We start from the raw sequence: 17,978 nt of genomic DNA, 5'->3' as shown, positions 1-17,978 counted from the left end.
TTTAAAACGGAAGCCCGTATCGGCTGCCGACGCCGAGGAGGCCGGCGACCAGAAGTAGACCCGCCGCGAAGACGGCCCCGACGAGATAGAATGGTCGGGCGGCGCGTGCGGGTTCGCGAATCTTGTTCTCGTCGACGCCGCGGTGGGCTTTTGCGCTCCCTATCTCGACGACCGCGGCGAGACCGAGCCACAGCGCCAGCATCGCGAGGACGAGATGTCCGTTCCCGCTGCCGGTCAGGCTCTCGACGTCGTAGAGCGTACCGGCGAGGTGGCCGCCGCTGATAAAGAGCAGGGCCGCGCTCCCGCGGGTGACCCACTGGAGCTTGGAGACGATACTGCCGAAGGCTTCCGGCGCGAGGTCGCCGTCCATCGCCAGCGGCAGGACCGCCGCGGCGACGAACAGCACCGACCCGGACCACAGCGCCGCGAAGGCGGTGTGGACGATATACATCACTGTATCCAGAACCATATCCGAGTTACCGGGCGCCGGCGTCTTATATACCAGCGAAGCGGCAGGCTCTCGCGGGCCGTCGGTGGGGTTTTGCCGGACCGCTTCGAGGGGTTCAGCATGAACCTTCGCGAGGCCTTCGACCCGGAGGGCATCGTCGCAGTCGTCGGCGCGGGCGGCAAGAAGTCGACGCTGTACGCGCTCGCCGCCGAATGCGAGCGTGCAGTCGTTACGACGACCGTCCGCATCCCGCCGTTCGATGGCCACGTCGAACGGCTGGAGATTACCGATGACCCCGTCTCCGTCCTCGAAGACAACGACGAGTGGCCGCTCGGGTTAGTTCCGGGCCGCGATGGCGACCGGGAGCGGTATCTCGGCTACGACAACGCCACTGTCGACGCGATGGCCGAGGCGACCGACGCCCCCCTACTGACGAAAGCAGACGGCGCGCGCACGCGCTGGCTGAAAGCGCCGAAGGAGGACGAACCGCAGATTCCGGAGACGGCGAGCATGGTCGTCCCCGTCGCCAGCGTCAAATCGGTCGGCGAAGCCCTCGCCGAGGAACACGTCCACCGACCCGAACGGGTCGCCGCGATTACGGACCGTGACCTCGGCGAGGAGATACAGCCCGAAGACGTCGTCACCGTCCTCACCCACGAGGAGGGCGGCCTGAAGGGCGTTCCCGACGATGCTCGCGTGGTCGCGCTCCTGAACATGGTCGACGACGACGAACTCGAAGCGACCGCCCGCGACATCGCCGACGAGGTGCTCGCCCATCCGCGCATCGACCGGGTCGTCCTCGGGCGGATGGACCTGCGAAAGGTCGTCGACGTGGTGTCGTAATTCCCGGTTGAAACGACACGACGGCAGACGGTCGCTCCCGGTCCGACGAGAATCGCGGCCGCCGATGTCAATCCGTCTCCCCACTCATGAAGGTCCTGTGTTCGGCGAGGTAATCGTACACGCCTCCGAGCACGGCGCCATAGACGAGATACGCCAGCAACATGGCGATAACGAGGCCGAGTTCCGTCGAGAGCGATTCGGTCCCCTCCCAGACGGTGAACAACGCGACGACCACGAACCCGGACCAGAGAATCAGGCCGAACGCCACGCCATGCGTGAGTCCCGACTCACCGGGCAGTCCCCACGTGAACCCGCCGAAGAGCAGCGGCCACGCCACCACGTACAACGACAGGAACACGATGCTCGTCAACAACAGTGCCGACGTGCTCCCCAAATCGCAGTACGGAGGGCCACCAACTGCGCACGGGCCGGTAAACGTCGCGAAGACGAACAGAGAGGTGCCGCGAAGAAGGAAGTCTGCCCCGAGGAGGAACAGGACGACAGCGATCGTGGCGACGATACCTCCGCCGAGGCTGCTTTTGACAGGATCCATAGCATATACTTCGTCAAGCAGTGAAATAAATGTCTGCAGGCGGAGAACGTCTACAGATGAACGAAGTTGGGTTTCAAAGACGGGACATAATCAGCCACCCTTCAGCACGGACGCTGAGATACGTCCGCTAAAGATGGCCGCAACTGGCCGGTAGCGTCTCGGTCGGACGGAGTACGATTCCTCGTCGGACGCCAACTCAGAACTCCTCGACGTGCGGCCGGAGGTCGAGTTCGAGCGTCCACGCAGAGCGGTCCTGTTCGACGAGATGCCAGTAGCTGTCGGCGATGGCATCGGGGTCGAGGTACTCCTCGGGGTCGTCGGGCCCGTCGCCCGGCGGCAGGATTCCGCCGTCGATGACGACGTGGGCGACGTGGACGCCCCTCGGTCCCAGTTCGCGAGCCATCGATTCGGCCAATCCTCGGCAGGCGAACTTGGCGGCGCTGAAGCCGACGGCTCCCTCCCGCCCTCGAACCGACGTCGTCGCACCGGTGAAGATAACGGTGCCCTCGTCGCCGTCGACCATGTCCGAGACGGCCTCTTGCGAGCAGTAGAGGGCCGCTTCTGGGCCGACCGCCAGCGCCTGTCGGAAGTCCTCGGGGTCTTGCTCCAGCAGGCCGTCCCACGAGGCCGCGCTGGCGTGGTTGACGAGGATATCGACCGGACCGAAGCGCTCGCGAACCTCCGAGAAGGCCGCCTCGATGTCCGCACCGTCGGCGAGGTCGGTCGGAATCGCCGCCGCATCGCCCGGCGTCTCCTCGCGGAGTCGTTCGGCGAGGTCGTCGAGATACGATTCCGAACGCGCCAGCAGGGCGACCGAACAGCCCTCCTCGGCGAACCGCTCGGCGATGGATGCTCCCAGTCCCGGCCCGACGCCAGCGATGACTGCCGTTCGTGACATGGACGTGCTATCGAACGCCAGCGTCAAGAAATGCTACCCGGACAGTTGCTCGGTCGCCCACGCCAAATCCTCGGGCGTGTCCACGCTCTCGAAACTGTCCAGCGAGCCGTGGTCGACGAGGTCGGCCCGCTCGACGACATCGTAATCCAGCGAGAACAGGGGTTCGATGATGCGCGTGTCCTCCTCTTCGAGGGCCTCCTCGCAGGCGGCGGCCATCGGCTCGGGCCGGTAGACGGCGTGGAGCGGTTCGAACCAGTCGCCGGGCCGCGGGACGGCGGCGTCGTGCCCCTCGGCGCGCTCGAAGATGTAATCGTAGAGGTTCGGGTCCAAAAGCGGCATATCGGCCGCGGCGATGGCGGCGTAGTCGGTTTCGGCGGCCCGGAGCCCCTCCGCGATGCCGGCGACGGGGCCACGGTCCGGTTCCTCGTCGATGGCGAACGCAACATCGAGGTCCGACAGCGCGTCGGCGATGGCCGCCCGCTGGTCTGCCCGGCAGTTGACCACGAGTTCCTCGGTCGCCTCGAGCAGGCGCTCGGCGGTGTGCCTGATGACGGGCTTGCCGTTCAGGTCGGCGACGGTCTTGTCCGTGCCACCGAACCGGACCGACCGCCCGCCGCCGACGATGACGCCCGCTCTTGCTCCGTCTGTCATTGCGTGGGTCTTGGTTCGGGTTCGGTTATAAACCCTCGATGGGTGCGGTCAGTCGTCGGTCCGCGCGGTAGCGTCCGTCGACTCCCGGACGCCCTCGACGGGCGAAACGCGCACGCTGGCGACCTTGTACTCGGGGATGCCGCTCGTAGGGTCGTAGTTTTCGCCGGTCAGAACGTTGGCCGCTCCATCCGCGAAGTGCATGGGGACGAAGACGACGCCCTTGCCGGGGCGGTCCGTGACCTGTGCGCGCACCTCGATACTGCCCCGAGCGGAATCCACGCGGACGTACTGCCCGTCGGAAATACCGAGGTCGGCGGCTGTCTCGGGATGAATCTCGACGAAACTCTCGCCGACGTGGTCCGTGAGCGCGTCGACACGTCGAGTCAGCGTTCCGGTGTGGAAGTGATACAGCACGCGGCCAGTCGTCAGCGTGAGCGGGTACTCCTCGTCGGGCAACTCGCCGGGTTCGCCCATGTCGGCGGGGACGAACCGGGCCTTGCCGTCCTCGAAGTTGAAGCCGTCCTCGTAGAGGAACCGGGTGCCGGCATCGTCTTCGTCGGTACAGGGCCACTGGATGCCGCCCTCGCGTTCGAGGCGGTCGTGGCTGATGCCGCCGTAGATGGGCGCGACCTGCGATATTTCGTCCATGACTTCGGCCGCGTCGTCGTAATCCCAGTCGGCACCCATCCGATTGGCGAGTTGCTGGACGACGCGCCAGTCCGGGCGGGCCTCGCCCGGCGGGTCGACGGCGGGGTTGACCTTCTGGACGCGGCGCTCGGTGTTGGTGAAGGTGCCCGATTTCTCGGCGAAGGAAGCGGCGGGGAGTACCACGTCGGCGTACTGGGTCGTCTCGGTCGGGAAGATATCGAGGACGGCGAGGAAATCGAGTTCGTCGAGGGCCTCCTCGGCGTGGCTGATATCGGGTTCGGACATAGCTGGGTTCTCGCCCATGACGAACAGGCCGCGGACGTCGTCGTTGTGGATGGCCTCGAAGACCTCCGTCACCTTGAGGCCGACCTCTTCGGGCGGGCGGACGCCCCAGACGTCCTCGTAGCGGTCGACGGTTTCGGGGTCGGTCACGTCGCCGTAGCCCGGGAGTTTGTTGGGCAGGGTACCCATGTCGCCGCCCCCGCCCTGGACGTTGTTGTGGCCGCGGAACGGCGAGAGGCCGGCGTTGGGCTTGCCGACGTTGCCCGTCAGCAGGGCGAGATTCGCCATCGCCAGTACGTTGTTCGTCCCGTGGCTGTGCTGGGTGAGGCCCATCGCCCACCCGAAGATGACCGAATCGGCCTCGGCGATGGTCTCGGCGGCCCGCTTCAGGCCGTCGGGCGCGATGCCCGCGAGTCGCTCGACTTCCTCGGGCGTGAACGGCTCGACCTTCTCGCGCAGGGCCTCGAAGTCGTGGACGTGCTCGTCGACGAACGCCTCGTCGTAGCGGTCCTCTTCGATGAGATACCGGGCCATCCCGTTCATCCACGCCACGTCATAGCCCGGCTCCGAGCGGAGGTACTGGTCGGCGTGTTCGGCGACGCCGACCTTCCGCGGGTCGACGACGACGAGGTCGGCGCCGTCCCGGACGTTGCGTTTGATCTTCGTCGCCAGCACGGGGTGAGATTCGGTGGTGTTCGTCCCCGAGAGCAGGTAGGCGTCGGCGTTGGCCACGTCGTCGATGCTGTTGGACATCGCGCCATAGCCGACCGACTGCAGGAGGGCGGCGACCGTCGAGGAGTGACAGAGGCGCGCGCAGTTGTCGACGTTCGGCGTCTCCAGCACCGTCCGTGCGAACTTCTGGAGGAGGTAGTCGTCCTCGTTGGTACACTTCGAGGAAGCGAAGGCGGCGACCGAATCGGGGCCACCCTCCTCGCGGATCTCGCCCAACTCGGTGGCGATTCGCTCCAGCGCCTCGTCCCACGAGGCTTCGCGCAGTTCGCCGTCCTCGCGTATCTGGGGCGATTCGAGGCGGTCCTCACGGTCGACGAAGCCGTAGCCGAACTTGCCCTTCACGCAGGTCGAGAAGTCGTTGGCGGGCGCGGCGTCGGGGTCCGTCGCGCGCACGCCGAGGATGTCATCGCCCTTCGAGTGGACGTCGAACCGACAGCCGACGGCACAGTAGCCGCAGGTCGTCTCGGTCACGTCCATCTGTTTCATCCGGGCGTCGCCGACTCGTTTCGCGATACCGAAGAGGATGCCCTCCGAGAACACATCGGCAGCGACGTCCTCGGCGACGTGCTCGCCGGCTTTTATCGCGCGGTCGCCGACCGCTTTCGCGCCGGATTTCGCCGTTCGCTTGGCGCGGTCCATGAATCCGGCGACGCCGGATTGGGCGGCCTCACCGCGAGCGGGTGCATCGCTGTCGGGGATGCTCTTCGTCCCGCGGTCGTCCCGTTCCAGCACCTCGCCGACGGAGTTACGCTGTGTGAATCCGGGGAACGGCAGCGTCGTCGCGTCGACCAGTCCTTCCTCGACCAGACTCCCGGTCGGACAGACCGTCGCACAATGACCGCAGGTGACGCAGGTCGAATCGGCCATCGTCTCCGCGCCGGTCTGGAATCCGATGCGGGCGTCCTCGCCGGTACCCTCGACGCGCAGGACGCCTTCGACCTGCACGTCGTTGCAGGCCTCGACGCACCGGTTGCACATGATGCACTTGTTGCGGTCGATGTGGATGGGCGAGGACGCATCGAGCGGTTCGTACTCGCTTCGGTCGTCGAGGACGCCGTATCGCGGGTGGGTGACGCCCTCCTCGATGGACGTGTCCTGCAGTTCACACCGGCCGTTCTTCCCGCAGGTGGTACACCGGAGGTTGTGATTCGAGAGGACGAGGTCGAGATTGACGCTTCGGGCCTCCTCCGCGTCGGGGGCGTCGGTCCGAACCGTCAGACCGTCCTCGACGGGCGTCGAGCAGGAGGCCACGAGGCCATCGTCGGTTTCGACGACACAGGTCCGGCAGGTCGACCGCGGGCCGATTTCCTCGGCGGCCTCGGTATCCCTATCGTAGTGACACAGCGCGGCGACGTCGCTGCCGGCTGCCTCGACGGCATCAAGCAGGGAGGCGTCTGCCGGGACGACGACGGTTTCACCGTCGACGGTGAGCGAGACTGGTTCGCCGTCGTCGGAGGCCGCCTTCTCCGGTCGCGGTGGGTCGTTGGCGGTCCCCGTTCGGAAGTCCTCGGTCAGCGGCGTCGACGGCCGCGGGTCCTCGATGTCGGGCACGCCGGGCGTCGGCGCATCGCTATCGTCGGCGCTCATTGCATCCCTCCGCAGGCGCCGGCGGGACACCGGCCCTTGGCGTGGGCGCGGAACTCGCTTTCGAACTCCGAGAGCGCCGTTTTGACGGGGCGGGCGGCCGTCTCGCCGAACGCACAGAGGCTCGTGGTTCGCATCGTCCGAGCCAGTTCTCCGATGTCGCCGGCGTCGAAGGCCCCATCGTAGACCGCACGCAGGGATTCGTGGAGTTGCTTCGAGCCCTCGCGGCAGGGCACACACCGCCCGCAGTTCTCCTCGCGGGCGAAGGCCGCGCGCTCGCCGACCGTCGCGACGATACAGCGGTCGGTGCTCAGCACCTCGATGGCGCCCTCGGTTCCGAGGCCGGCGCTCGCCATTGCGGGGGCGCTCGCGGGAGTGTCGAGGCTGCGGGTCAGGCCGCCGAAGCGCCCGCCGACGGCGTAGCGGGCGGACTTCGGGGATTCGACGGCATCGAGTGCACGGGAAAGCGGTGCCCCGGTCGACAGTTCGACGGTCGCTGGTTCCGGTATGTCCCCGCTGACCGTCACGAGGCGCGTGCCGGGGTCCGTGGCTTCGGGGTCGAATGAGTCGGGATTCTGCCACAGTTCCGCGAGTTGCAGCAGTGTCCGCGGCGTGTGGACGAGCGTGGGCCGGCCGTAGAGGCCCCACTCCTCCGGGCCCGGCGGGCGGCGGCGGGCCTCGATGCGGTCGTTGCCCTCCAGGGCTTCGAGGGCCATCGTCGGTTCGCCGACCCGGAAGGAGGAATCGGCGCGGGCGACCTGCCAGTCGCCGACGGCTTCGAGTCGGTCCGCGAGCAGTTCGTCCTCGGCAGGTGCGAAGGCAATGATGTCCTCGGTGCCGACGATGGAGGCGACGGCCTCAGCGGCGTCCCAGACGCGACCGGGCGCGGACGCGCCGCAGAGACGGTCCGCGTCGGCTTCGGGGTCGGCGTCGTTCGCGTGGACGACGAGGACCGGGTCGCCGTCGGCGTCTCGGGTTCGGGTCCAGTACTCCGCGAGCGGTTCGTCGGTGGCGACGTCGGCACGGCCGCGGCCCCGGAGGCCGACCCGTTCGACGGTCGCGAGCGCCTCGTCGGGCCCCTCGCGTACGTCGGGGGCGACCGGATTCGGAACCGCATCCGGTGGATGCCAGCCGAAGCCGTCGAGCACGCACGGGGTGCCGACCGCGAGTGGGCCCGACTCAGGAGTCGGCGGGCGTTCGCCTTCGGCTACCGCCTCGGCTTCGCCAGTCAGTAGTCGGCCGCCCTCGCAGGCCGAAACGATGCGCTTTATGGTCGTCTCCGTGACCGCGCCGTAGCGGGCCGTCCGGCCATCGACGGTCGCATAGCAGTGCGGGCCGCCGGGCGCGCCGGTGGGTCCGGTTTCGAGCACGCGCGTCCGGTCGGCCGCCTCTCGGGCGGCGGCGAGTACGTCGGCGTCCCGTCCCACTGTGTCGCCGACCGCGACCCTGACGGTCGGCGTGCCGGGGCTGTCGTTCATCTCGTATACCGTGGGAGGATTAACTCAAAAACGTTGTCGGGACACGGGAGATGGACGCCTACTTAAGATACGGCGCCCAGACGTTCGTGTATGGAACCACGGGACCTCTCGTCGCATATCGCCTACGAGGCGGGCCGAGGGGTCGAGGAGGTCGCTCGCGAACTCGGCCTCGATGCCGACGACCTGGTGAAACTCTCCTCGAACGAGAACTCCTTCGGTCCCTCCCCGCAGGCGGCAGCGGCGATTCGCGATTACGCGCCGATGGTACACACCTATCCGAAATCTTCGGCGACGGACCTCAGAGAGCGACTGGCCGAGCAGTGGGCCGTCACGAGATCCCAGATATGGCTCGCTAACGGCGGCGACGGCGCCCTCGACTACCTCGCCCGCGCGATGCTCGAACCGGACGACGAAGTGCTCGTCCCCAATCCCGGCTTCGCCTACTACGGGATGAGCGCTCGCTACCACCACGGCGAGGTCAACGAGTACCCGGTCCGAAAGGCTGAGGACTTCGCCCAGACGGCCGACACGGTCCTCCCGCACTACGACGGCGAGCGTATCGTCTATCTCACCAGCCCCCACAATCCGACGGGCAGCGAGGTGTCGCTGTCGGCCGTCGAGGAAATCGCCGAGAGAACCGACGAGGAAACCCTCGTCGTCGTCGACGAGGCCTACGGCGAGTTCTCCGATTCGCCCTCGGCAATCGCGCTGGTCGAGGAACGCGACGACGTGGCCGTCCTCCGGACGTTCTCGAAGGCCTACGGCCTCGCCGGCGTCCGCCTCGGCTACGCCATCGTTCCCGGGGAGTGGGCCGACGCCTACGCCCGTGTGAACACGCCCTTTGCGGCCTCCGAAATCGCCTGCCGGGCCGGCCTCGCTGCCCTCGGCGACGACAGCCACGTCGAACAGACCGTACAGGCCACCAAGTGGGCCCGCGAGTACATGTACGACAACCTCGATTGCCACACCTGGGAAAGCGCAGGCAACTTCGTGCTGTGTGAGGTCGGCGACGGCAGCGCGGTCGCCGAAGCGGCCCAGAAGGAAGGTGTCATCGTCCGTGACACGACCTCCTTCGGCTTGCCGGAGTGCGTCCGGGTCACCTGCGGTACCCGAGACGAGACCGAACGCGCCGTGGAGGTGCTGAACGACCTCCTATGAGAGTCGTCGTCACCGGCACCCCCGGCACGGGCAAGACCACCGCCACCGAGCACGTCGAGACGGACCTCGATATCGTCCACCTCAACGACCTCATCCGCGAGGAGGGCCTCGACGAGGGCGAGGACCCCGAACGCGGCAGCCTCATCGCCGACATCGACGCCCTTCAGGAGCGCCTCGCCGACCGCGATGACGTCCTCATCGAGTCCCACCTCGCCCACCACCTCGATGCCGACCGGGTGGTCGTGTTGCGCTGTCATCCCCGCCAGTTGCGCGAGCGCCTCCTCGACCGCGGCGAGGACGGCGCCAAGGCCGCCGAGAACGCCGAGGCAGAGGCGCTCGACGTCATCCTCTCGGAGGCCGTCAACGCCCACGGCATCGAGAACGTCTACGAGGTCGACACCACCGACCGCTCGCCGGCGGCCGTCGCCGAGGCCATCGAGGCGGTCATCGCGGGCGAGCGCGAGCCATCCGCCGGAGCGGTCGACTTCCTCGATTACCTATGACGCTCGATAAGTTCCGTCACGTCGCCGACCGACTGCTCGAACCCTTCGTCACCGCCGCCGACCGGGTCGGTCTCACCCCGAACGGCGTCAGCATCATCGCCTTCGGCTTCGCCGTCCTCGCTGGTGGCTCCTATGCCCTGACCGGCCATGGCCTCGGTCCCATCGAACCGACGCCGCTCCTGTATGCGGCCGGCGCCGCCTTCGTCCTCCTGAACGGCTGGATGGACCTGCTGGACGGCGCGCTCGCCCGCCGACAGGGCGTCGCCTCGAAAGCCGGCGACCTACTGGACCACGTACTCGACCGCTACGCCGACATCGTCATCATCGCCGGCCTCGCCGCCGGGACGACCCAGTACCTGCTCGGTCTGCTCGCCATCACTGGCGTGCTGATGACCTCCTATCTCGGCACGCAGGCACAGGCGGTCGGCCTTGACCGCGTCTACGGCGGCCTCGTCGGCCGCGCCGACCGCCTCGCCATCATCGGCATCGTCACGCTCGTCGCCGGCTTCTATACCAGCTCGATCTACGGTCTCACGCTCGCCGGCTGGCTCCTCGTCTTCTTCGCCGTCGTCGGCCACTTCACCGCGCTCCAGCGGTTCTACTACTCGATGGCCGCTTTGGACTGAATCCCACTTTTATATTGTCCGAGGATTCGCACGCTATATTATCGGTAACGCTCAGCGTTGCTCGCAGTTCGTTCTTCAAAAAGGCGGGCCGAGAGGGATTTGAACCACGGTCGGAGCAAAGCTCCTCCCTGATTCAAATCCCTCTGCCGCTTTCCTCGTCGCGTAAAAACCGCGGAGCGCTCGCTGGTGCTCACGCTCCGCGGTGGATTGCTCCTCGGAAAAGCGGGCCGAGAGGGATTTGAACCCTCGACCGACGGCTTAAGAGGCCGTCGCTCTCCCTGACTGAGCTATCGGCCCTGCGATTCATGATACCCACGGTTCATTCAAATAGGTTGCGTTCCGGAGGCCCATCGGGACGTCGTCGCACGGTTCGGAGAGTACGGTCCTATTAAGTACGCTGCGGCCCTCGGCACGGCTACCATGAGCAGCGCCATCTCGATGGCCTCGATGTCGACGTACGCCATTCTCGGTTGTGGCAGCGTCGGCCACGCCGTCGCCGAGGAACTCGTCGCCGAGGAGAAGGACGTCCTCATCCTCGACCGCGACGAGGGCCGCGTCGAGGCGCTTCGGGACCAGGACCTCGACGCACGGACCGCCGACATCGCCGAGGAGACGGTCGCCGAGGCGGTCGCCGACCGCGACGTCGTTCTCATCCTCTCGCCGAACGTCGAGGCCAACAAGAAGGCCCTCGAGAACATCCGCGCGCGCGGCGAAGAACAGTTCATCATCGTCCGCGCCTCGGACCCCGTCACCGCCGACGAACTCTCCGAGGCGGGCGCCGACGTCGTCATCAACCCCTCGGCGGTCATCGCGGATTCGGCGCTGCGCGCGCTCGAACAGGGCGAACTCGAATACAAGGCCGCCCAACTGGCGGACGTCCTCGACGGGGCCGATCAACTCGCGATTCTTGCCCACCGGTCGCCGGGACCGGACTCCATCGCCTCGGCGGTCGCGCTGAAGGCCATCGCCGAGGCCTACGATGTCGAGGCCGACATCCTCTATCGCGGCGAAATCGGTCATCAGGAGAATCGAGCGTTCGTCAACCTGCTCGGTATCGAACTGACGCCGTTTTCGGAGGCCGACCTCGCCGGTTACGACACCATCGCGCTGGTCGACTGCGCGAAGGCCTCCGAACCGGTCGTTGACCGCGATGTCGACATCTTCATCGACCACTTCGAATCCGAGGTCGAGTACAACGCGGAGTTCACCGACATCCGGCCGAACGTCTCCTCTACCTCGACTATCCTGACGAAGTACATCCAGGAGTTCGACCTCAGCCTCTCGGAGGAGGTCGCTACGGCGCTGCTCTACGGGATTCGGGCGGAGACGCTGGATTTCAAGCGCGATACGACGCCCGCCGATTTGACCGCGGCGGCGTACCTGTATCCGTTCGCCAACCACGACACGCTCGAACAGGTCGAATCGCCGTCGATGAGCCCCGAAACGCTGGACGTCCTCGCCGAAGCCATCCGGAACCGCGAGGTCAAGGGCAGCCATCTCGTCTCGAACGCGGGATTCATCCGCGACCGGGACGCCCTCTCGCAGGCCGCCCAACACCTCCTGAATCTGGAGGGCATCACGACTTCGGCGGTTTTCGCCATCGCCGACGACACCATCTACCTCGCGGCCCGGTCGAAGGACATCCGGATGAACATCGGCAACGTCCTGCAGGAGGCCTTCGACGAAATCGGCGAGGTCGTCGGCCACTCGACGGACGCCTCCGCGGAGATTCCGCTCGGCATCTTCACGGGACTGGAGATAACGGGCGACAACCGCGAGACGCTGTTGCAGTTGACCGAGGAAGCGGTTCGGTCGAAACTGTTCGAGGCACTCGGCGTGGAAGGCGGCAGCAGCGGCGGCGAGAGTTCGAACGGGAGTTAGGCGGGCGCCTCTTCTTCGTCCGGTTGTCGTAGCCGCTCGACGATGTCGTTGACGAGGACGATATCGCCGACGGCGCGGACCCACCGGTAGGGGATAATGACGCCGTTCGATTTGCTGACGCGTGCGTCGAACAACTCGCGGTTGACCTCGCCCAAGGCGAGGCCGGTGACGAGTTCCTGGTCGACGTCGAGTTGGATGTCCTCGACTTCGCCGACGAAGACGCCGTTGTTCGAGTACACCTCACGGCCCACGAGCGTGGTAATCTCTTGAGGGACGGACTCCGGCTCCATAGCGGGCGGTGGGGTGGCCGGCCCTTAACTGTTGCCGGTAGCGCACGCCGGCCGGGCGTCGCTGCCGACCGCCGGAGCCGTCGGTCGACCGGGCTCGGACCTCACTTCGGCCCGTCACCGGGACGCCGTCGGCGGTTCCGGACGGCTTCGCTGTGTGCACGCCGTGCACCTGCCCGAAGGAGTTAACGTCGATTGTCCACTACACGGACCCATGAGCGACGCAGAGGACATCGACGACATTCGCGAGCAGAAGAAAGAAGAGTTGATGGCCCGCGCCGGCACGCCCGACGAGCCGGTCCACATCGACAGCGGTGCCCACCTCGAGGAGGTACTTGAGGACAACCACGTCGTCCTCGTGGACTTCTATGCCGACTGGTGTGGTCCCTGCAAGATGCTCGAACCGACCGTCGAGGAGATCGCCGCCGAGACCGACGCCGCCGTCGCCAAGGTGGACATCGACGCCCTCCAGAGCCTCGCCCAGGAGTACCAGGTCCAGGGCGTCCCGACGCTGTACCTGTTCGTCGACGGCGAAACCGCGGACCGAATGGTCGGCGTGCAGGACAAGCCGACGCTCGTCCAGAAGATCGAAGCCCACGCCTGAATCGGGTACCGACACCTACGCGACGCTTTCTCGGACCGAATACGGCACTCGAAGCGGGAACCGCAGCGGACGCTGCCGGAGTCTGAACTGATGGAACCGGAAGCCGTCCGAATACTCGCGGAAAACCTGCCGCCGCCCCACAGACAGATGGGGGAGTGACCCCCCGTGTGACACTACGGAGTCCGATGGACTCCACACACCAGTATGGCTGGCAGGGTCATAATTCTGTGGCTGCTGTCCCCAAGCGGCGCTTTCGCGGTTCGCTCGGCACTTTCGCGACGCCCCGGCGTCAGCGTTCGCCGCCGGCAGGGAGGTCCTCGTACCGCTCGTAGCGGAGTCCGTCCGCGTCGAGCGAGTCGCCGAGGCGCTCGACGCCCCGGGTCACGTCCAGCCCGATGCCTTCGAGGTGGTCCTGGTCGTACTCGGTGGGTTCGAGTTCGTAGTGTGGTCGGAGACGGACCGAGCCGTCGTCCTGTACCCAGCCGCGAACGTGGGTCTGCCACCAGACGTATTCGTGGCCGTGAACCTCTCGGGGTTCGTGTACTACCCGTGCGAGGTTCAGGTCCTCGCCCCGCTCGTGGTAGGAGAACTGCCAGTTCGGGCCGAAGTACCGGCGACCCAGCGCCGCAGTCACCGCCTCGCGACTCGCGTCGACGACCAGCGCCTGCCCGCCGTGTTCGGTACTCGAAGCGACGATTCGTCGGAGGTCCCGATAGAGCGACCGAAGCGCGTTCCAGAGGGCGTGCCACACGGTCGTCGGATGGCTCATATCGTGGAATCTGCTTCCGCTGTCAATTCAAATACACGGCCGTCCGGCGACCCCCGAGAGCCAACGCCTCCGGAGCCGCCCCTCATCGGTCCAACACCAGAAAGTACCGCGCCCCGTCGCCCTCGATGACCTCGCTTACCGACCACGCCGTCGGCGCGACGGCTTCCCGGGCGGCTTCTGAAGTGAGACATAACAAATCGAGCCACGGGCCTCTTAAATCGCGGTACTCCGTCCGCATCCGGCGGTAGCCGATGCCGGCTTCCCGGTCGAACTCGCGAAGTTCCTCCTTGCCCGCGACGTGTGTCTCGGCGACGACGAAGGGGTCCTTGAGGTCGCCGACGAGGCGGGCGTCGGGCGTCGTCGTGGCGGCGAGCGCGTCGAGGGTCTCCCGAAAGGCCTCGACGGTCCCTCCGATTCCGAACTGCGTGCCCGCGAGGAGGACGCAGTCGGCGCGGGCCGGCAGCGACCGCAGGTCCGCCCGCGCGAGTCGGCCGACGCCACGCCCGCGGGCCGCTCGGAGCGCGCCCTCGCTGACGTCGGTCGCGAGGACGTCGACCCCCGACCGCTGGAGAGCGAGGGCGTGGGAGCCGGCGCCGCAGCCGGCGTCGACGACACGGCCGTCGACGGCACGAACCCGCTCTAGGGCCGCCTCCGTCTCGTCGGGGAACGACTCGCTGAAATACCACTCCGGATGGCCGTCGCGGGTCTCGCCCGTGTGGCTCCGGTAGCGGCCGCTGCCGTCGTATGCGTCGTGGTAGTAGTCCAACACCATCCGTCCGAAGGCGTCGTCCATATCCGGGGTAGGACCAGCAGAAGAATGTGTCTTATTGTGACACGGCACCAACCAACACTACTCGCCGAGCATCGCGTCGATGTCCGCGTAGTCGCCGAGCAACTCGCTCATCCGGTCGACGGTGTCGGCGTCGCGGGTCCGGCCGGAGCTGATGACCGTCTCGGCGCGGTCGATGGTCGTCTTGGTGTCGGTACGGACGAGCAGGACCGGTATGCCCTCGGATTCGGCGCGGCCGAGTGCGGCCTCAGGCGGGCGGATGCCGCCGGTCAGGAGGAGGCATTTGACGCCGGAGGCCTCCAGTGCGGTCGTCTGGATGTCGGTGCGGTCCCCGCCGGTGACGAGGGCGGCATCGCGGACCCGCCGGAGGCCCTTGAGGGCCTCGTTGGCGGTCATCGCACCGACGACGAACCGCTGGACGAGCGCGTCTGTCGACGCGCGCTCCGTGAGTATCTCGGCACCGAGTTCGTCCGCGAGGTCGGCCACCGAAACGCCCGCGAGGTCCGGCTGGTAGGGAATCGTCCCGTAGACGCGGATGCCCCGGCTTTCGAGGAACGGGACGACATCACTGGCGAGGTCGTCGAACGCGGCGTCGGGGACGGCGTTGAAGAGGACGCCGCCGAGGCGGTCTCCGAGCGTCTCGGCCGCCGCGAGGACGTCGTCGATGTCGCCCGGTTCCTCGTAGCGAGCGACGAGGACTACGGTCGCATCGAGCAGTTCCGCGAGGTCCGCGTCGGTCGCTTCGATGACGCCACCCGTCGCGAGCGAGCCGCCGCCCTCGAGGACCATGCGGTCGTGGTCGGCCGCGAGGTCGTCGAAGCCGGATTCGATGCTCTCCCGGAGCGCGTCGACATCCTCGTGGCCGCGGACGACCTCCTGAACGAAGGTCGGCGAGTAGACGACGGGCTCCATCTCGTGGGTCTCGGCGTCGAGGCCGAGTATCTCGCGAGCGAGCAGCGGGTCCTCGTCGATGGTCTTGCCGACCGCCGACCGGAGCCGAGTGCCGATGGGTTTCATGTAGCCGACGTCCTCGCCGCGGGCCTCGGCGGCCTTCGCCAAGGCGAGCGCGACGGCGGTCTTGCCTGTACTCCGGTCGGTCGAGGTGACGAGTATCGTCATAGTGTTTCGGGGTCGACGGTGAGACGGAGGTCTACCGCGGCGACGCCGTCGGGAGTCGCCACGAGCGGGTTGATGTCCAGTTCGACGATGGCGGGGAAGTCGGTTACCAGTTGCGAGAGTCGCCCTATCGTCTCGACGACGGCGGCCTCGTCGACGGGGGTTCGGCCCCGAGCGCCGCGGAGCAGCGGCGCCGAGTCGATGGCGTCTATCATGCCGGCGGCCTCCCGTTCAGAGACCGGCGCGACGCGGGTCGCGGTGTCCTCGAAGACCTCGACGAAGACCCCGCCGAGGCCGAAGAGGAGCAGCGGGCCGAACTGCGGGTCGCGGTTCGCGCCGACGATGGTCTCGACGCCCGCACCGAGGTCGACCATCTCCTGTACCTGCACGCCGAGGATGCGGGCGTCCTGCTGGTAGTTGCGCGCGCGAGTGACGAGCGTCTCGTAGATGTCCGCGACGTCCTCGTCGGCGACGCCGACCTCGACGCCGCCGACGTCGGTCTTGTGGAGGATGTCGGGCGAGACGATCTTCATCACCACGTCGCCGTCGATGGCTTCGGCGGTCTCGCGGGCCGCCCGCGGCGAGTCGACGATGCGGCCCTCGGGCGTCGGAATCCCGTAGGCCTCCAGCAGGTCCATCGCCTCGACGCCGAGTCTGTTGTCCGAGCGGTCCCGTACCGTCGCCAGTATCTCGCGGGCCGCCTCGCGGTCGACGTCGAAGGTCCGTGGGGCCTCGTAGGTCCGGTCGCGTATCTCGCGATACTCGAAGAGGACGTCGAGGCTCCGGACGGCGCGGGCGGGGTCGAAATAGCTCGGGAGGCCGACGTCGGCGAGGGTCGCGGCGGCCGCCTCGGTCGATTCGCCGCCCATCAGACAGGCCGCGACCGGGAGGTCGTAGTCGCCGGTGACCGCCGCGAGCGTGTCCGCCAGCGATTCGAAGGCCAGCGTCGCCGTCGGGCAGGCGATGACGACGGCCGCACCGACGTTCGGGTCGTCGAGTACTACCTCCAGCGCAGCACCGAAGCGGTCGGCATCGGCGTCCCCGATGACGTCGACCGGATTGCGGCGGCTTGCCGCCGCGGGGAGCACGTCGTCGAGTCGCTCGCGGGTCGACTCACCGAGGGGGGCCAGTTCGGCCTCGGCGTCGCCGATGGCGTCGGTCGCCATCACGCCCGGGCCGCCGGCGTTGGTGACGACGGCGACGCCTTCGCCCTCGGGGAGCGGTTGGCCGGCCAGCATCTGGCCGAACTCGAAGAGTTCCTCGCCGGTGTCGACGCGGATGACGCCCGACTGGTCGAGACCGGCGTCGTAGGCCGCCTCGCTGCCCGCGATGGCACCCGTATGTGAGGCCGCGGCCGTCGCGCCGGCCTCCGTCCGCCCGGATTTGACGGCCAGCACGGGCGTCTCGGCGGTCACCTCGCGGGCGACCTCCATGAAGCGTCGGCCGTCCCGAATCCCTTCGAGATAGCCCAACACGACGTCGGTTTCGGGGTCGTCGCCCCACGCCGCCACGAAGTCGGATTCGTCGAGGACGGCCTTGTTGCCCAGCGAGACGATGTCCTTGAACCCGAGGTTCCGGTCGGCCGCCCAGTCGAGGACGGCCGTGATGTAGGCGCCGGACTGGCTCATGAAGGATATCGAGCCGTCGAGGGCGTTCCGGGGGCTGAAAGTGGCGTTCAGCCCCGACGGCGTCGAGATGACGCCAATGGAGTTCGGCCCGACGAGGTTCAGGTCGTACTCCTCGGCGATATCGACCAGTCGCTCCTCGCGGTCGGTCCCCTCGGGACCGGCCTCGCCGAACCCCGCGGAGATGACGACGACGTTCTCGATGCTGGCCTCGCTCGCCTGTTCGACCACGCCGGGGACGGCCTCGGCCGGCACCGCCACGACGGCGAGGTCGGCCCCTGTCCCCGCGACGCTGTCGTGGCACTCGCGGTCGAACAGTCGGTCGAACCGCGGGTTGACGGGCACGACCTCGCCCTCGAAGTCCGCCAGCAGGTTCCGGACGACCGCCCGGCCGACCGACCCCTCACGCTCGGTCGCACCGACGACGGCGACACACTGTGGGGCGAACAGCCCCGCGAGTTCGCTCATCGGTAGGTAGTTCGGTTGGCTCGCTTAAATAGGT

At 67.5% G+C, this 17,978-nt stretch carries 17 protein-coding genes and 1 tRNA gene; 6 read left to right on the top strand and 12 right to left on the bottom strand.

Annotated features, from left to right (window positions below; all coding sequences use genetic code 11):
• Position 1 precedes the first annotated feature (1 nt).
• On the bottom strand, positions 2 to 469 hold the full coding sequence (locus U5914_RS01070) for a transporter (RefSeq protein WP_336133533.1): 468 nt from the start codon (positions 467 to 469) through the stop codon (positions 2 to 4).
• 99 nt (positions 470 to 568) lie between these two features.
• Between U5914_RS01070 and yqeC the strand changes: the two genes are divergently transcribed.
• A complete protein-coding gene (gene yqeC, locus U5914_RS01065) occupies positions 569 to 1,291 on the top strand; it encodes a selenium cofactor biosynthesis protein YqeC (protein ID WP_336133532.1) in 723 nt (240 codons plus the stop codon).
• A gap of 67 nt (positions 1,292 to 1,358) precedes the next feature.
• Here the strand turns inward: yqeC and U5914_RS01060 are convergent, their stop codons facing one another.
• From U5914_RS01060 to U5914_RS01040, 5 genes are all read right to left on the bottom strand, one after another.
• Complete coding sequence (locus U5914_RS01060; protein ID WP_336133531.1) at positions 1,359 to 1,844, bottom strand: DUF6789 family protein; 486 nt, start codon at positions 1,842 to 1,844, stop codon at positions 1,359 to 1,361.
• Positions 1,845 to 2,040: 196 nt separating this feature from the next.
• On the bottom strand, positions 2,041 to 2,742 hold the full coding sequence (locus tag U5914_RS01055) for an SDR family NAD(P)-dependent oxidoreductase (RefSeq protein WP_336133530.1): 702 nt from the start codon (positions 2,740 to 2,742) through the stop codon (positions 2,041 to 2,043).
• A gap of 33 nt (positions 2,743 to 2,775) precedes the next feature.
• On the bottom strand, positions 2,776 to 3,393 hold the full coding sequence (locus U5914_RS01050; protein WP_336133529.1) for a molybdenum cofactor guanylyltransferase: 618 nt from the start codon (positions 3,391 to 3,393) through the stop codon (positions 2,776 to 2,778).
• 48 nt (positions 3,394 to 3,441) lie between these two features.
• Positions 3,442 to 6,642, bottom strand: coding sequence for a formate dehydrogenase subunit alpha (fdhF, locus tag U5914_RS01045; RefSeq protein WP_336133528.1), 3,201 nt, complete (start codon positions 6,640 to 6,642; stop codon positions 3,442 to 3,444).
• Entirely contained in the window at positions 6,639 to 8,117 is a 1,479-nt protein-coding gene (locus U5914_RS01040) for an NADH-ubiquinone oxidoreductase-F iron-sulfur binding region domain-containing protein (protein WP_336133527.1), read from the bottom strand. The genes fdhF and U5914_RS01040 overlap by 4 nt, the downstream gene beginning before the upstream one ends.
• Before the next feature lie 90 nt (positions 8,118 to 8,207).
• Here U5914_RS01040 and hisC point away from each other — a divergent pair, with 90 nt between their 5' ends.
• The 3 genes from hisC to U5914_RS01025 are packed head-to-tail and all read left to right on the top strand — an operon-like array spanning position 8,208 to position 10,404.
• Positions 8,208 to 9,275, top strand: coding sequence for a histidinol-phosphate transaminase (hisC, locus tag U5914_RS01035; protein ID WP_336133526.1), 1,068 nt, complete (start codon positions 8,208 to 8,210; stop codon positions 9,273 to 9,275).
• Complete coding sequence (locus U5914_RS01030; protein ID WP_336133525.1) at positions 9,272 to 9,778, top strand: adenylate kinase family protein; 507 nt, start codon at positions 9,272 to 9,274, stop codon at positions 9,776 to 9,778. The genes hisC and U5914_RS01030 overlap by 4 nt, the downstream gene beginning before the upstream one ends.
• Positions 9,775 to 10,404 (top strand): CDP-alcohol phosphatidyltransferase family protein, encoded by a 630-nt coding sequence (locus U5914_RS01025; protein ID WP_336133523.1) that lies wholly within the window; start codon positions 9,775 to 9,777, stop codon positions 10,402 to 10,404. Before U5914_RS01030 ends, U5914_RS01025 begins: the two co-directional genes overlap by 4 nt.
• A gap of 223 nt (positions 10,405 to 10,627) precedes the next feature.
• On the opposite strand, the gene U5914_RS01020 is transcribed toward U5914_RS01025, so the two are convergent.
• A tRNA-Lys gene (locus tag U5914_RS01020) sits at positions 10,628 to 10,701 on the bottom strand.
• Between the two features lie 123 nt (positions 10,702 to 10,824).
• Here U5914_RS01020 and U5914_RS01015 point away from each other — a divergent pair.
• A complete protein-coding gene (locus U5914_RS01015) occupies positions 10,825 to 12,285 on the top strand; it encodes a DHH family phosphoesterase (RefSeq protein ID WP_336133522.1) in 1,461 nt (486 codons plus the stop codon).
• On the opposite strand, the gene U5914_RS01010 is transcribed toward U5914_RS01015, so the two are convergent.
• A complete protein-coding gene (locus U5914_RS01010; RefSeq protein ID WP_336133520.1) occupies positions 12,282 to 12,575 on the bottom strand; it encodes a PRC-barrel domain-containing protein in 294 nt (97 codons plus the stop codon). The two genes, U5914_RS01015 and U5914_RS01010, sit on opposite strands and share 4 nt — an antisense overlap.
• Before the next feature lie 211 nt (positions 12,576 to 12,786).
• On the opposite strand from U5914_RS01010, the gene trxA reads away from it, so the two are divergent.
• Positions 12,787 to 13,176, top strand: coding sequence for a thioredoxin (trxA, locus tag U5914_RS01005; protein ID WP_336133519.1), 390 nt, complete (start codon positions 12,787 to 12,789; stop codon positions 13,174 to 13,176).
• Positions 13,177 to 13,465: 289 nt separating this feature from the next.
• Here trxA and U5914_RS01000 read toward each other — a convergent pair whose 3' ends face one another.
• The 4 genes from U5914_RS01000 to U5914_RS00985 form a co-directional block, all read right to left on the bottom strand.
• Positions 13,466 to 13,945, bottom strand: a complete 480-nt coding sequence (locus U5914_RS01000) for a hypothetical protein (protein WP_336133517.1) — start codon at positions 13,943 to 13,945, stop codon at positions 13,466 to 13,468.
• 82 nt (positions 13,946 to 14,027) lie between these two features.
• Positions 14,028 to 14,738: a class I SAM-dependent methyltransferase gene (locus U5914_RS00995; RefSeq protein ID WP_336133515.1), complete on the bottom strand. Its 711-nt coding sequence runs from the start codon at positions 14,736 to 14,738 to the stop codon at positions 14,028 to 14,030.
• Between the two features lie 57 nt (positions 14,739 to 14,795).
• The gene (locus tag U5914_RS00990) at positions 14,796 to 15,854 is read right to left on the bottom strand and encodes a phosphotransacetylase family protein (protein ID WP_336133513.1); all 1,059 of its coding nucleotides are present in this window, start codon (positions 15,852 to 15,854) and stop codon (positions 14,796 to 14,798) included.
• Complete coding sequence (locus tag U5914_RS00985) at positions 15,851 to 17,944, bottom strand: acetate--CoA ligase family protein (RefSeq protein ID WP_336133511.1); 2,094 nt, start codon at positions 17,942 to 17,944, stop codon at positions 15,851 to 15,853. The genes U5914_RS00990 and U5914_RS00985 overlap by 4 nt, the downstream gene beginning before the upstream one ends.
• Positions 17,945 to 17,978: the final 34 nt, after the last annotated feature.

The organism is Natronomonas amylolytica (assembly GCF_037031205.1).
In the GTDB taxonomy this organism is placed as follows: domain Archaea; phylum Halobacteriota; class Halobacteria; order Halobacteriales; family Haloarculaceae; genus Natronomonas; species Natronomonas amylolytica.
The sequence above is the reverse complement of the archived record's forward strand: the minus strand, read 5'-3'. Positions and strand labels throughout refer to the sequence as shown.

Excerpts from the sequence above, each read along its gene's own strand:
- U5914_RS01060 (WP_336133531.1), bottom strand. The coding sequence starts at position 1,844 with ATGGATCCTGTCAAAAGCAGCCTCGGCGGAGGTATCGTCGCCACGATC.
- U5914_RS01040 (WP_336133527.1), bottom strand. The coding sequence starts at position 8,117 with ATGAACGACAGCCCCGGCACGCCGACCGTCAGGGTCGCGGTCGGCGAC.
- U5914_RS01050 (WP_336133529.1), bottom strand. The coding sequence starts at position 3,393 with ATGACAGACGGAGCAAGAGCGGGCGTCATCGTCGGCGGCGGGCGGTCG.
- U5914_RS01010 (WP_336133520.1), bottom strand. The coding sequence starts at position 12,575 with ATGGAGCCGGAGTCCGTCCCTCAAGAGATTACCACGCTCGTGGGCCGT.
- U5914_RS01030 (WP_336133525.1), top strand. The coding sequence starts at position 9,272 with ATGAGAGTCGTCGTCACCGGCACCCCCGGCACGGGCAAGACCACCGCC.
- U5914_RS01055 (WP_336133530.1), bottom strand. The coding sequence starts at position 2,742 with ATGTCACGAACGGCAGTCATCGCTGGCGTCGGGCCGGGACTGGGAGCA.
- fdhF (WP_336133528.1), bottom strand. The coding sequence starts at position 6,642 with ATGAGCGCCGACGATAGCGATGCGCCGACGCCCGGCGTGCCCGACATC.
- U5914_RS01015 (WP_336133522.1), top strand. The coding sequence starts at position 10,825 with ATGAGCAGCGCCATCTCGATGGCCTCGATGTCGACGTACGCCATTCTC.
- U5914_RS01070 (WP_336133533.1), bottom strand. The coding sequence starts at position 469 with ATGGTTCTGGATACAGTGATGTATATCGTCCACACCGCCTTCGCGGCG.
- U5914_RS00985 (WP_336133511.1), bottom strand. The coding sequence starts at position 17,944 with ATGAGCGAACTCGCGGGGCTGTTCGCCCCACAGTGTGTCGCCGTCGTC.
- hisC (WP_336133526.1), top strand. The coding sequence starts at position 8,208 with ATGGAACCACGGGACCTCTCGTCGCATATCGCCTACGAGGCGGGCCGA.
- U5914_RS00990 (WP_336133513.1), bottom strand. The coding sequence starts at position 15,854 with ATGACGATACTCGTCACCTCGACCGACCGGAGTACAGGCAAGACCGCC.
- U5914_RS01000 (WP_336133517.1), bottom strand. The coding sequence starts at position 13,945 with ATGAGCCATCCGACGACCGTGTGGCACGCCCTCTGGAACGCGCTTCGG.
- trxA (WP_336133519.1), top strand. The coding sequence starts at position 12,787 with ATGAGCGACGCAGAGGACATCGACGACATTCGCGAGCAGAAGAAAGAA.
- U5914_RS01025 (WP_336133523.1), top strand. The coding sequence starts at position 9,775 with ATGACGCTCGATAAGTTCCGTCACGTCGCCGACCGACTGCTCGAACCC.
- U5914_RS00995 (WP_336133515.1), bottom strand. The coding sequence starts at position 14,738 with ATGGACGACGCCTTCGGACGGATGGTGTTGGACTACTACCACGACGCA.
- yqeC (WP_336133532.1), top strand. The coding sequence starts at position 569 with ATGAACCTTCGCGAGGCCTTCGACCCGGAGGGCATCGTCGCAGTCGTC.